Origin of the sequence: Vreelandella boliviensis LC1 (genome assembly GCF_000236035.1) — a bacterium.
In the GTDB taxonomy this organism is placed as follows: domain Bacteria; phylum Pseudomonadota; class Gammaproteobacteria; order Pseudomonadales; family Halomonadaceae; genus Vreelandella; species Vreelandella boliviensis.
Genome location: NZ_JH393259.1, coordinates 224,686 through 236,965 on the forward strand (window position 1 = coordinate 224,686; position 12,280 = coordinate 236,965).

The window sequence follows — 12,280 nt, forward strand, 5'->3', positions numbered from 1 at the left end:
GAAAAGCGCTTTCCGTTAAGCTCATCAGCAATTTTTATCTGCCTGCTTTGAGGTGATTGTATGTGGAGCCTGCTAAAGGTGTCTGCAATATCACTATCAGTACTCATGATAGCTGGTTGCTCAGATCCCAAAATTGATACTAGCTCCATGCCTGCGTCGGTTGTCTCTGTGGAGGAAGTGCGTAACTCCTTGCCCACCTACAAACGCGATGAGTTTGATCAAGGGTTGATTATCATTGCCACATCGACGTCGTTTAGTGGTATCGATATTCTCAACCCTCACCGAATGAATGCTGCTGAGATCGCCGAAACAGCCAATGCGCAAATGCATGGGTTAACAGGGGATCAGGTGATCCAGCGTGCCGATCAAATTCTGCGTGAGCGCCGGTCACGCGAACGCGAGCATGCAATTCGCACCTTGAAGCGGCTGGAAGAGAAGCGCGCAAAAGCCGCAAGTGACCAGCAGCAGTTAGCGCGGTTTACCATTGATAGCGCTCGCTATTACATTGGCGCAAGCCCTTATGGCGCCCCGGAGCCCGTGATTGATCTTGAAGTAACCAATAGCACGGATCAGGTCATTTCAGAGCTTCTGTTGAGGGGCGTTGTGACTAGTCCTGATCGCGCGGTGCCGTGGGTGGATGAGTCTTTCTATTACGTCGTGCCTGGTGGCATTGAGCCGGGAGAAACGCTGGAGTGGAGCCTAGCGCCTAATCGCTTTGGCCCGTGGGGAGATACTCAAATACCCAGTGATGCAGAATTGACGGTCACCTTGAAAGGGCTGAAGGGGCTTGATGAACAGCCATTATGGGACTCGTCAGAGCTAACGGAGCATGAACTGGCTAGGCTTGAGCGATTGCGGGAGGAGTATGGTGGCGTTGCACTATCGAGTGTTGAGTAAGCGCTGTAAAATCTAAAACGCCCTATCGGTTATCCGATAGGGCGTACGCGTCGTTAAGATAGCTTCATTTTTAGGCTGCGTTAAATCAGCTATGTTACTTACTCTTTGGCTTCATGGTCGGCAAGGGCAGCAACAATTGCCTCTTCCCACTGTCCTTCGGTTATACCCCAATGCTCCATTTCTGCCTGGTCAGCGCTGCCTTCCGACGCCTCGCGCAGTTTATCGACGCTGCTGCTTTCATAGCAGTGCTTGGCGAAATCTTTCGTTTTTACATCACTTAGCTGGTTAATCATCGACATGTTGAGTTCCTTTCAAGGTCAATAGTGGGAGGTTGCCCACCAAGTGTAGCTAATCAGGCTCCATACTCCTGGAATAGTTCCCGTTATTTCAGCACATAGCAGGGCACATAGTGTTGGCCGTCGAGTTTCATGCGCCCTTGAGCTACAAACGAGGTGAGCAGCTCGTCAAGACGTTGCATCAGTTCGGGCTCTGCGGTCAGTACAAAGGGGCCGTGAGCTTCGATGGCACGAATACCGGCCTCTTTGACGTTGCCCGCGACGATCCCCGAGAAAGCGCGACGCAGGTTGGCAGCGAGTTCGTGGGTGGGCTGCTGGCGGTGTAGCGCTAAGGCTCGCATGGCGTCGTGAGTCGGCTCAAAGGTAGCCTGGAAACCACGCGCAATGGTCAATCGCCAATTGTAGTAGAAAGCATCCTGATGGGTGCGGCGGAATTCCGCGATCTCATCGATGCCGTGGCGCATGGTGCGCGCAACCGAGACGGGGTCGCCGGTAATAATGGTGTAGTAGCGGCGGATATCCTCACCGAGGGTATAGACCAGGAATTCATCAATTTTCTGAAAGTAGGCCGCAGAATCGGCGGGGCCGGTGAAAATTAACGGGAAGGGAATATCCTTGTTGCTGGGGTGCAGCAAAATGCCCAGCAAATAGAGAATCTCTTCCGCAGTGCCAACCCCGCCGGGGAACACGATAATGCCATGACCTAGACGCACAAAAGCTTCTAGGCGTTTTTCAATGTCTGGCATGACAACCAGTTCATTGACGATGGGGTTAGGTGCTTCAGCAGCGATAATGCCGGGCTCTGAAATACCTAAATAGCGACCTTCCTTGCGGCGCTGCTTGGCATGGGCAACGTTAGCGCCTTTCATGGGGCCTTTCATTGCGCCAGGGCCACAGCCGGTACAAATATCTAAATCGCGCAGGCCTAAGTGGTAGCCTACATCTTTGGTATATTCGTACTCTTCCCGGGAGATAGAGTGACCACCCCAGCACACCACCAGGCTAGGGTCGCGGCCGGGTTTTAGCGTTCCCGCTTTGCGCAGAATGTGGAAAACCGCATTGGTGGTGCCTTCACCCGTGCTAAGGTCGAAACGATTGTGATGTTGAATCTCGTTGTAGACGTAAACAATATCGCGAATGATCGAGGATAGATGCTCACGGATACCGCGAATCATGCGGCCATCAACAAACGCTTCAGCGGGCGCGTTAGTCAGCTTTAAGCGAATGCCGCGGTCTTGCTGCAGCACTTCAATGTCAAAGTCTTTATAGGCTTCTAAAATAGCCAGGCTATCGTCGCTGGGATTGCCGCAATTGAGTACTGCCAACGCACAGCGCCGAAGCAGGTCGTGTAGACCGCTTTGAGACGTTTTGTGCAGCCGATTAACTTCATGCTGAGAGAGTACTTCGAGGCTTCCCTCGGGGGAAATGATACTTGAAAGGGTGGCGCGAGGTTGAACGTTTTCGGTCATTAGCGGGGCTGTCCCTAATCGTTTGATGTCTCTTGGCATACTACCACGCCCAAGTGGCCGGTACAGCGCCGCGGCTGGCTCACCTGACTGTGCTATTATTAGGTATATTTTATAGAACGGCGGCAATAGCGCTTTTTGGTACTTTTTATTAGTTACTAAACTGTTGCCTAAAGCATGTTCTCAAAGAGAGCTGCTAAAGACTGTTATCAAAGACCATGGCGCTTCACTATGTTCAATGCCCACTATTTTCGTACCTTTATTACGCTTGTTGAAACAGGCAGCTTTACCCGTACGGCGCAACATTTAGAAATGACCCAGCCGGGCGTAAGCCAGCATGTTCGCAAGTTAGAAGACTATTTAAATAAAGAGCTGCTAGAGCGCAAGGGGCGCAGCTTTACATTAACCGAATCGGGGCGGCGTGCTTATGATTACGCTTTAAAGCTATTTGCTGAGCATGAGCAGTTCCGTCACGGGCTAGACGATGACTCTTTGGATAGCGGTGACTGCCGTATTGCCTCGCCGGGCAGCGTTGGCCTGATGTTCTATCCGTATATATTGGGGCAGCAGCAGATGCACCCTAATTTAACGGTCAACTATAGCTTTGCGTTCAACCACGAAATCGTTAATGACCTGCTCGAAGGTCGTTATGACATTGGTATTGTTACCGAGGCAATGCGCCACCCTGAACTTAATTGCACGATTTGGCATCAAGAGCCGCTCTGCTTGGTGGTGCCAGCTGATTTTGCGGGCAGTACGCTGTCCGATTTAATGGGTATTGGTTTTCTCAATTATTACGACGGGATTAACCACGCCAATGCGTTGCTGCGGGCCAATTACCCCGATGAGTTTCGCTCAATGACCCATTTCCGCCATCAAGGCTTTACCAATGAAGTCAGCATGGTGCTGGATGCGGTGGCCAGGGGGTTAGGCTTTACCGTGGTATCGCGACTGGTATTGGAAACCTCACCCTGGCAGCGCCAGGTAAAAGCGCTAAACCTGCCCAATGCGGTCAATGAGGAGCTCTATTTGCTGCGTCGCCGCGACTCGGTGCTGCCCAAGCGCTACGAGAAGCTGTTAGACGGTTTTCACGCTCAGCGTCTACAAGAAAAAACGCCCCTGGTGCCGTCTAATTGATAAGGCACCAAGAGCGTTCTTGTTACTTGAAGCGCTATCGCTTCACATCTTGTCAGCTTTACCGTTAGTTGCGGTATTCATCAATGCTAGGGCAGGAACAGATTAACTGACGGTCGCCAAACACGTTATCAACGCGGTTAACGGCGGGCCAGTATTTAGCCGCTTGGACAGCGGCGGTCGGGAAAGCGGCCAACTGGCGGTCATAAGGCCGCGGCCAGTCATTATCCATCAGATCCGCCTGGGTATGCGGCGCATTGACCAGCGGATTGTTATCCAATGGCCACTCACCACTCTCTACCCGCGCTATCTCTGCCCGGATAGCAATCATCGCATCGCAGAAGCGATCAATTTCATACAATGACTCTGACTCGGTCGGTTCGATCATCAGCGTACCCGGCACCGGGAACGACATGGTCGGTGCGTGGAAGCCGTAGTCCATTAAGCGTTTGGCGATATCCTCCTCGCTAATCCCAGAGGCCGCTTTGAGCGGACGAATATCGATAATGCATTCGTGGGCGACGGTGCCGTTCTGGCCGCGATAAAGAATCGGAAATGACGCTTCCAAACGCTTGGCAATATAGTTGGCATTCAGGATGGCAAGCTCGGTGGCTTCACGCAGACCGCGGGCGCCCATCATCTTAATGTAGGCCCAGGAGATCGGCAGGATAGAAGCGCTGCCGAAGGCCGCGGCAGAGACCGCGCCGCTTTCAGCGTTAACGCCTTTGATCGACGTTACCACGTGGTTGGAAACGTAGGGCGCAAGATGAGCTTTAACGCCGATAGGGCCCATGCCCGGGCCGCCGCCACCGTGGGGGATGCAGAACGTTTTATGCAAGTTCAGGTGAGACACATCACCGCCAAAATCACCGGGGCGGGTTAAGCCGACCTGGGCGTTCATATTGGCGCCATCGATATACACCTGACCACCGTTGTCGTGAACGACCTTGCACGCTTCGCGCACGCTGGTTTCAAACACACCATGGGTGGAAGGATAAGTCAGCATGATGGCGGAGAGATGATCGCGGTGCTGCTCGGCTTTAGCGCGCAAATCCGCCATGTCGATATTGCCGTTTTGATCGCACTCGACTACCACCACCTTCATCTGCACCATGGCTGCCGAGGCAGGGTTGGTGCCGTGGGCGGAGCTTGGAATCAAGCAGACATCGCGGTGACCCTCACCCTGGGCCGCTTGATAGCGGCGAATTGCCACTAAGCCTGCGTATTCACCCTGAGCGCCGGAGTTGGGCTGCATCGAGAGGTGATCGTAACCGGTGACTTCGACCAGGAAGGCCGATAGCTCATCGATCATTTGGTGATAGCCGGCCACTTGGTCGCGGGGTGCGAACGGGTGCAGATGCGCAAACGAGGGCCAGGACACGGGGATCATCTCGCTGGTGGCGTTGAGCTTCATGGTGCAGGAGCCGAGCGGGATCATCGCATGGGCAAGCGACAGATCCTTATTCTCTAGACGTTTCAAGTAGCGCAGCATTTCGGTTTCGCTGCGGTAACGACTAAAGGTGGGGTGGCTTAAAAAGTCGCTTTCACGCTGGCAGGCAGCGGGAATGCCTGAAGCGCCGTTAGCTACCACTTGCTCGTCTAGAACAGCAACGGAAAGGCCGTGCTCATCGCCGAGCAGCACGTCAAACAGCGTTGTTACATCGTGGGCGGTGGTGGTTTCATCCAGGCTGATGCCCACATCGCCATTGGCGAAGTAGTGCAAATTAATATCATGGGTCATGGCGCGCCCATGAATTTTGCCTGCGTCGACGTTGGTCAAGCGCAGCGTATCGAACCAGCTGTCATGTGCCAGCGTTACGCCTGCCTGCTTGAGGCCTTCGGCGAGCAGGGTTGCCAGGCGGTGAACGCGGCCAGCAATTTTGCGCAGCCCTTCAGCGCCGTGGTAGGTAGCGTAAAAACCGGCGATGTTGGCTAGCAATGCTTGAGCGGTACAGATGTTGGAGGTCGCTTTCTCGCGGCGGATATGCTGCTCGCGGGTTTGCATCGCCATGCGCAGGGCGGTATTGCCGCGGCTATCTTTGGACACGCCGATGATACGCCCAGGGATCGAACGCTTGAGCTTGTCGGAAGTCGCAAAGAAAGCTGCGTGGGGGCCGCCAAAGCCCATGGGTACGCCAAAGCGCTGGGAGTTTCCCACCACAATATCCGCACCCAGCTGACCGGGTTCCTTAAGCAGTACCAGGCTCAAAAGATCGCTGGCCACGCAGGTCATTATATTGCGCTCAGCCGCGGCGCTTAATAGCGGTGCCAGGTCGCGCACTTCACCACTGGCGGAGGGGTACTGGACCAGGGCCCCAAACACATCGTGGTTGGCCAGCTCTTCTACCGGGCCGGTGATCAGTTCGAACCCAAAAAACTCGGCGCGGGTTTTGACCACGTCCATCGTTTGCGGAAAAACGTCTTCGGCGACGAAGAAAACGTTGGATTTGCTTTTCTTATTACCACGCTTACACAGCGCCATGGCTTCGGCGGCGGCGGTGGCTTCGTCGAGCAGCGATGCATTCGCCAGCTCCATGCCGGTTAAATCCATCACCACTTGCTGGAAGTTAAGCAAGCCTTCCAGGCGGCCTTGAGAAATCTCAGGTTGGTAGGGGGTGTAGGCCGTGTACCAGCCAGGGTTTTCCAATACGTTGCGCTGAATCACCGCGGGCATATGGGTGCCGTAATAGCCCTGGCCAATATAGCTCTTAGCCACGCGGTTCTGCCGCGCTAGTTGGGCTAGGTACTCTAGTGCTTCTGCTTCGCTGCGCGGTTCATCAAGCGCTAGCTCGCGGCCAAGACGAATATCGCTCGGCACGGTCTGTTCAATCAGATCTTCCATGTGCTGCATGTTGAGCGCTTTTAACATGGTGGCCACATCCTCTTGACGTGGACCATTATGACGTTTGATAAAAGCATCGTGATCGGCCAACTCGGCCAGACGGCGTGTTTCAAGAGACATGAAGAAGATTCCGGACGTTAAGAAAGAACCGTGCAGGGCGTTAGGCTAAGAGCCCACCATAAAGGGCAGGCTCTCACATATGATTTAGTTAGCGCCTTTAGTCGTCAGCGCTTAGCGTTGCTTGATAGGCATCTGCATCTAGCAGGCCATCAAGGGAGTCGCTGTCTAAGCGCACTTTCATAATCCAGCCACCTTCATAAGGTGCTTCGTTGACCGTTTCGGGGGAGTCTTCAAGGGCGTCATTCACTTCGATGACTTCGCCAACAACCGGCGAGTAAAGATCAGAAGCGGCTTTGACCGATTCGATAACGCCAAACTCTTGACCTTTGCTCAGCGCTGTACCCACTTCGGGCAGTTCAACAAACACGACATCACCCAGCGCCTGCTGGGCGTGATCAGTAATGCCCACGGTGACAGTGCCGTCTTGATTATCCAGCACCCACTCGTGGCTTTCAGCGTAACGAAGATTGGCAGGAAGATTGCTCATGATGTTTTCCTATATGAAACAGTTTTCTGGACCCGAGCATACTACCGGTTGTCGCTCGCCTTGGCGACTAGTGGCTGGCGCTGGCTAAGCGAATAAGCAAGCATGCTAACGTGTTTCCAATTGGAAACAAATTTCTTCTTTGCTCCATGGATTGTCTAATATCGTAATTTGTTTAGGTACTTTTGCGTAGGGTTTGCACAGGGTATCGGGTTATGAAAAAAGCAGTATCCTCTATGCACAAGCGACATCACCCTAGATGCTTGCTAAGTTTATGGTGTAAAACACTTACATCGTATGCTAACCAGCAATAATGACGTCAGATATAACCAATAATGGCAGCCAACCAACAATACACACCAACCTTATATACCAACAAAGCGAGGAGATGATCATGGAAGCATTAACTAGCCTGTTAGGGGCGATCAACGGCGTGGTCTGGGGGCCCGTCATGTTGGTTCTGCTACTCGGTGTGGGGATTTACCTGCAGCTTGGCTTGAAACTGATGCCGATTAGAAAGCTCGGCATGGGTTTCAAGCTAATGTGGGCGGGGCGTGATGCAAAACCTGGTGTGGGTAAAGCAGCGCCGGCCAAAGAGGGCGACGAAGGGGAAATATCCCCCTTTGACGCCTTGATGACCGCGCTCTCTGCGACCATAGGAACCGGTAATATTGCCGGTGTCGCCACGGCCATTGCGTTAGGTGGCCCCGGCGCTGTGTTCTGGATGTGGATTACCGCGCTGGTGGGGATGGCGACCAAGTTTGCCGAGGCCGTGTTGGCTGTTCGCTATCGTGAAACCGATAGCACCGGCTTCCATGTGGGTGGGCCGATGTTCTACATCAAAAATGGCCTAGGCAAAAAATGGCTATGGTTAGGCGGTTTGTTCGCTTTCTTTGGCGCTGTCGCTGCCTTCGGGATCGGCAATACCGTCCAGTCCAACTCCGTAGCTGATGCCATGGATGCCACCTTCGGCGTGCCGCATTGGCTCACGGGTGTGGTTATTATGGTGTTGGCAGGTGCGGTGATTCTGGGCGGCATCAAGCGTATCGCTAAGGTGGCGGGCAAGCTGGTGCCGATTATGGGCATTGCCTATGTAGTGGCTGGCCTGTTGGTCTTGATCATCAATGCCGGGCAAATTGGCGAAGCCTTTAGCCTAATCTTTTACTACGCCTTTAACCCCATGGCAGCCGCTGGTGGTTTTGCCGGGGCGGCGGTAATGGCGGCGATTCGTTTTGGTGTAGCACGCGGCATCTTCTCCAACGAAGCGGGTTTGGGTAGCGCGCCTATCGCGCACGCGGCGGCCAAAACCAAAAACCCGGTGCGCCAGGGCCTAATCGCGATGCTGGGTACCTTTATCGATACCATCGTTGTGTGCACGATTACCGCACTGGTGATTTTGACCTCCACGGTATGGATCGAAGGCGAAGCCGGGGCGTCGCTTACCGCGCTCTCGTTTGACGCTGCACTGCCTGGCTTTGGTAATCAGATCGTGGCGGTTGCGTTGGCGATTTTTGCCTTTACGACCATCCTTGGCTGGTCATTTTACGGCGAGAAGTGCTGCCAGTTCCTGTTTGGCACCCGCTCTATTATGATCTATCGGGTGCTATTCGTACTGGCCATCCCGCTGGGCGCTATCGCTCAGCTGGGCTTTATCTGGCTCATGGCAGATACCTTCAACGCCATGATGGCGATTCCGAACCTAATTGCCTTGGCACTGCTTTCGCCGGTAGTCTTTAAGCTAACCAAGGACTATTTCGACGGCAAAGATGTGTTGCCGGGTGAAGAACTGGATCACGACCAATAATGCCTGCAGCGCGTTAATAGACGTTGTAAGTGAAGTCAAGACGTGAATATCAGTAGAGTCGGGAAGACACTTAATCGGTGGCTTCCCGTTCTCTTTTAGAGCGAACAATTTTTAAGTAAGCATTTTTAAGTGAGGAAAGCCCCCATGTCTGAATTAAAGCAAACGCCGCTGCACGCGCTGCACCTCAAGCTAGGCGCCAAGATGGTACCTTTTGCGGGCTACGATATGCCGGTGCAGTATCCGCTGGGGGTCAAAAAAGAGCATGAGCATACCCGCCAAAAGTGCGGCCTGTTTGATGTCTCCCATATGGGACAGATTAGCGTATCCGGCGACACCGTTGCCGAGGCCCTGGAAACCTTGATTCCCGCAGATTTGGTGGGCCTCGAGAAGGGCGCACAGCGTTACGGTCTTTTCACCAGCACCGAAGGCGGCATTATTGACGACTTAATGGTGGTCAACGCAGGCGATCACTTCTATTTAGTGGTCAACGCGGCCTGTAAAGATCAGGACTTGGCTCACCTGCGGCTAAATTTGGCGTCAACCCATACAATTGAACCCTTGGATCGTGGCTTACTGGCGCTGCAAGGGCCTCAGGCGCGGGATGTCATGCAGCGGCTTTGCCCTGAAGCCTGCGAACTTGTCTTTATGCAGCATGGCCGTTTCACCATTGCAGGGCAGGAGGTATGGGTAAGCCGCAGCGGCTATACCGGTGAAGATGGTTTTGAGATTTCCGTCGCCGCCGATGCCTGTGAAGATTTCGCCGAGCAGCTTCTCGCTGAGCCCGAAGTCGAGGCGATTGGCCTGGGCGCGCGGGACTCGCTGCGTTTAGAGGCCGGTTTATGCCTCTACGGTCACGATATGGATGAGCAAACCACCCCGGTAGAAGCCGGATTGATCTGGGCGATTGGTAAGCCGCGTCGTCATGGCGGCGAGCGCGCCGGTGGTTTTCCAGGCGCTGATGTGATTCTTCATCAAGTCGATGCCAAAGATCACACCCGCAAGCGCGTTGGGCTATTAGCTGAAGGCCGGGCGCCAGTACGCGAGGGCGCGCCGCTGGTTGATAAGGCGGGTAACGAGGTAGGGATCGTAACCTCCGGTAGTTTTGGTCCAAGTGTAGGTAAGCCGGTGGCGATGGGTTATGTCACTCGTGAACTGGAAGCGCCACAAAGTGCCGTGTTCGCGGTAGTTCGCGGTAAGCAGTTACCCATGGCGGTGACCCCTATGCCGTTTGTAAAACCTGGCTACTATCGAGGCTAGGCTAAAGGCCTTCGCTGGTCTGCATGTGGCGGAGCCAAGTGCAGGTTTCCGCGAGGGTGTTGTGAACCCATCCCTGGGCGCTACTTTTCCATCTGACCGCCATGGAAAAAGACCCTCGCTTCAACCTGCCTTGGCACTAGATTAGAGATGGTTGCTTTCAAGTACAGAGTTTTAGCGCAGCACCTGCTTTGGATCGATGGGTTTGCCGCCTTGGCGCAGATCAAAGAGTAGATCATAGCGCTGGGTGGCACTGCTTTGACCGACCTCGCAAAGCGCGTCTCCCGCGCTAACCTGTTTGCCTACCTCGACCAAAATGCGCTCACAAAGCGCGTACACGGTCTGGAGGTTATTGGCATGGTGCACAATCACCACTTCGCCTAGCTGGCGCATACTGTCGGCAAAGCGCACTTCGCCAGGAGCAACGGACTTAGCTTGAGCGCCGGCTTGAGTAGCCAGTAGCATAGGCTGCAATGTGCCACGGCTGTCCGGCCCGAAACGTCGAACCACACGATAATCCTCCAGCGGCCAAGGCCAGCCCCTGGCTGAAGAGGGCAGTGCCTGACTGGGCGCGCTACTGGTGGGCGCAGCGGCAGGTTTGTTAGCGCTTGAAGAGCCACTGCTGCTTGCCGACAGTTGCGATGAGCTTCGCGGCGTTGAACCACCAAGGGGCAGGCTGACCACTTGGCCGATTCTCAAGCTAGTGGGCGAGGCACTGGGGTTGGCGCTCTGAATACGGCCACTTGTAGTACCAAAATGCCGGGCGATACTTGAGAACGTATCGCCAGGACGGATTTGATAGCGGTAGGGGCCGCCGGAAGGTGCGCGCTCTTGCTGGGTGGGAATTAGCAGGCGCTGCCCGACTTCAAGGCGGCGAGCATCGACGCCAGGGTTAAAACGCTGCAAGCGTTCTAGTGGCACATTAGCCCGGGACGCCAGCTTACCCAGCGTGTCGCCACGCTGTACTTGCACCCAGTCGCCGCTAATCTGGCTGGCGCTAGGAGCGGCCGCTCGCTGGGATGACGATGGAGGAGCGCTGGAGCAGCCGGTCAGTAGCCCCGCTAACAGCCAGGCAGTGAGCCAGCTAGTTAGTCGTGATCCGTTGTTCGGCTGTCCAGCATGCCATCTTTTTCCAACCAGAGTGAGTTGATCCATGTGTGGAAGCGTTCCTTATGCTGCTTTTCTTCGTGGTTATCTGATGCGTACATCCACTCAGGAATGCCGATTTGCCGTGCTTGCAAGGTAACGGGCGCCTCCTTGCCGCACAAAAAGCCCCAAAACGTCGGCGAGGCGTTGGTGTAGCTGATCGTCACATCCAGGATACCATCCAATTGGTTGCCTAGCAGACTAAGTACCTGGGCAATGCCGCCCGCTTTGGGCCTTAATAAGTGGCGGTAGGGGCTCTGCTGGGCGTCGCGTTTGGCAACAGAGAATCGGGTGCCCTCGACAAAATTAAAAATCGCAATGGGCGACAGACGCGCCTGCTGACACATCCGTTCAGTAGCGGCACGATCAATAGAGGCAAGTTTAGGATTTTTAGCGACTTGTTCACGGCTAAAGCGGCGCATAAAGGGAAACTCTAGCGCCCAAAAAGCCAGCCCTACAATGGGGATCCAGATTAATTGACGCTTTAGAAAGAAGCGTGGCATGGGGATACGCCGATGCAACGCCATTAACAGCATAAAAATATCGGTCCAGCTGCGATGGTTGGATATCACTAGCCACCACTGCTGCGTGCTCAAATTATCGGGTACGCTGGCGTAAAGCACTGGCTTAAGCCAGTGCCGCATCCACCAGAGGTTTACGCCTATCCAGTTAAGCGCGACGCCATTCAGCCCCTGCAATACTAAGTGCTGTAGTCGTTGCCCTGGGGCAATGACTTTGAGTAGCGTTAGCAGAATGAGAGGTACGCCCCAGAACAGTGTGTTGAGCGTTAGCAGCAGAGCGCTAACCACCCCCTTTAAAATAGGCATACCGCATTTC

General features: G+C 54.3%; 10 protein-coding genes. 4 read left to right on the forward strand and 6 right to left on the reverse strand.

Annotation, left to right across the window (positions count from 1 at the left end):
• Positions 1-105 precede the first annotated feature (105 nt).
• Entirely contained in the window at positions 106-897 is a 792-nt protein-coding gene (locus KUC_RS15525; RefSeq protein ID WP_371827740.1) for a DUF6694 family lipoprotein, read from the forward strand.
• A gap of 98 nt (positions 898-995) precedes the next feature.
• Here the strand turns inward: KUC_RS15525 and KUC_RS15530 are convergent, their stop codons facing one another.
• Both KUC_RS15530 and ppnN read right to left on the reverse strand, forming a co-directional pair.
• Positions 996-1,196: a hypothetical protein gene (locus KUC_RS15530; RefSeq protein ID WP_007114176.1), complete on the reverse strand. Its 201-nt coding sequence runs from the start codon at positions 1,194-1,196 to the stop codon at positions 996-998.
• Between the two features lie 83 nt (positions 1,197-1,279).
• Complete coding sequence (gene ppnN / locus KUC_RS15535) at positions 1,280-2,662, reverse strand: nucleotide 5'-monophosphate nucleosidase PpnN (RefSeq protein ID WP_007114177.1); 1,383 nt, start codon at positions 2,660-2,662, stop codon at positions 1,280-1,282.
• A gap of 228 nt (positions 2,663-2,890) precedes the next feature.
• Between ppnN and KUC_RS15540 the strand changes: the two genes are divergently transcribed.
• A complete protein-coding gene (locus KUC_RS15540; protein WP_007114178.1) occupies positions 2,891-3,796 on the forward strand; it encodes a LysR family transcriptional regulator in 906 nt (301 codons plus the stop codon).
• Between the two features lie 64 nt (positions 3,797-3,860).
• Here KUC_RS15540 and gcvP read toward each other — a convergent pair whose 3' ends face one another.
• Both gcvP and gcvH read right to left on the reverse strand, forming a co-directional pair.
• Positions 3,861-6,755, reverse strand: a complete 2,895-nt coding sequence (gene gcvP / locus KUC_RS15545) for an aminomethyl-transferring glycine dehydrogenase (RefSeq protein ID WP_007114179.1) — start codon at positions 6,753-6,755, stop codon at positions 3,861-3,863.
• Between the two features lie 97 nt (positions 6,756-6,852).
• Positions 6,853-7,242 carry a glycine cleavage system protein GcvH gene (gene gcvH / locus KUC_RS15550; protein ID WP_007114180.1) on the reverse strand — a complete coding sequence of 130 codons (390 nt, stop codon included), beginning with the start codon at positions 7,240-7,242 and terminating at the stop codon, positions 6,853-6,855.
• 391 nt (positions 7,243-7,633) lie between these two features.
• On the opposite strand from gcvH, the gene KUC_RS15555 reads away from it, so the two are divergent.
• Both KUC_RS15555 and gcvT read left to right on the forward strand, forming a co-directional pair.
• Entirely contained in the window at positions 7,634-9,043 is a 1,410-nt protein-coding gene (locus tag KUC_RS15555; RefSeq protein WP_040481226.1) for an alanine/glycine:cation symporter family protein, read from the forward strand.
• 144 nt (positions 9,044-9,187) lie between these two features.
• A complete protein-coding gene (gene gcvT, locus KUC_RS15560; RefSeq protein ID WP_007114182.1) occupies positions 9,188-10,300 on the forward strand; it encodes a glycine cleavage system aminomethyltransferase GcvT in 1,113 nt (370 codons plus the stop codon).
• Between the two features lie 171 nt (positions 10,301-10,471).
• Here the strand turns inward: gcvT and KUC_RS15565 are convergent, their stop codons facing one another.
• Positions 10,472-11,269 carry a LysM peptidoglycan-binding domain-containing protein gene (locus tag KUC_RS15565; protein ID WP_007114183.1) on the reverse strand — a complete coding sequence of 266 codons (798 nt, stop codon included), beginning with the start codon at positions 11,267-11,269 and terminating at the stop codon, positions 10,472-10,474.
• A 116-nt stretch (positions 11,270-11,385) separates the two neighbouring features.
• Complete coding sequence (gene yihG / locus KUC_RS15570) at positions 11,386-12,270, reverse strand: 1-acylglycerol-3-phosphate O-acyltransferase, YihG family (protein WP_007114184.1); 885 nt, start codon at positions 12,268-12,270, stop codon at positions 11,386-11,388.
• Positions 12,271-12,280 lie beyond the last annotated feature (10 nt).

Coding starts and splice junctions, on each gene's coding strand:
- gcvT (WP_007114182.1), top strand. CDS start 9,188: ATGTCTGAATTAAAGCAAACGCCGCTGCACGCGCTGCACCTCAAGCTA.
- gcvH (WP_007114180.1), bottom strand. CDS start 7,242: ATGAGCAATCTTCCTGCCAATCTTCGTTACGCTGAAAGCCACGAGTGG.
- KUC_RS15540 (WP_007114178.1), top strand. CDS start 2,891: ATGTTCAATGCCCACTATTTTCGTACCTTTATTACGCTTGTTGAAACA.
- KUC_RS15530 (WP_007114176.1), bottom strand. CDS start 1,196: ATGTCGATGATTAACCAGCTAAGTGATGTAAAAACGAAAGATTTCGCC.
- ppnN (WP_007114177.1), bottom strand. CDS start 2,662: ATGACCGAAAACGTTCAACCTCGCGCCACCCTTTCAAGTATCATTTCC.
- yihG (WP_007114184.1), bottom strand. CDS start 12,270: ATGCCTATTTTAAAGGGGGTGGTTAGCGCTCTGCTGCTAACGCTCAAC.
- gcvP (WP_007114179.1), bottom strand. CDS start 6,755: ATGTCTCTTGAAACACGCCGTCTGGCCGAGTTGGCCGATCACGATGCT.
- KUC_RS15555 (WP_040481226.1), top strand. CDS start 7,634: ATGGAAGCATTAACTAGCCTGTTAGGGGCGATCAACGGCGTGGTCTGG.
- KUC_RS15525 (WP_371827740.1), top strand. CDS start 106: ATGATAGCTGGTTGCTCAGATCCCAAAATTGATACTAGCTCCATGCCT.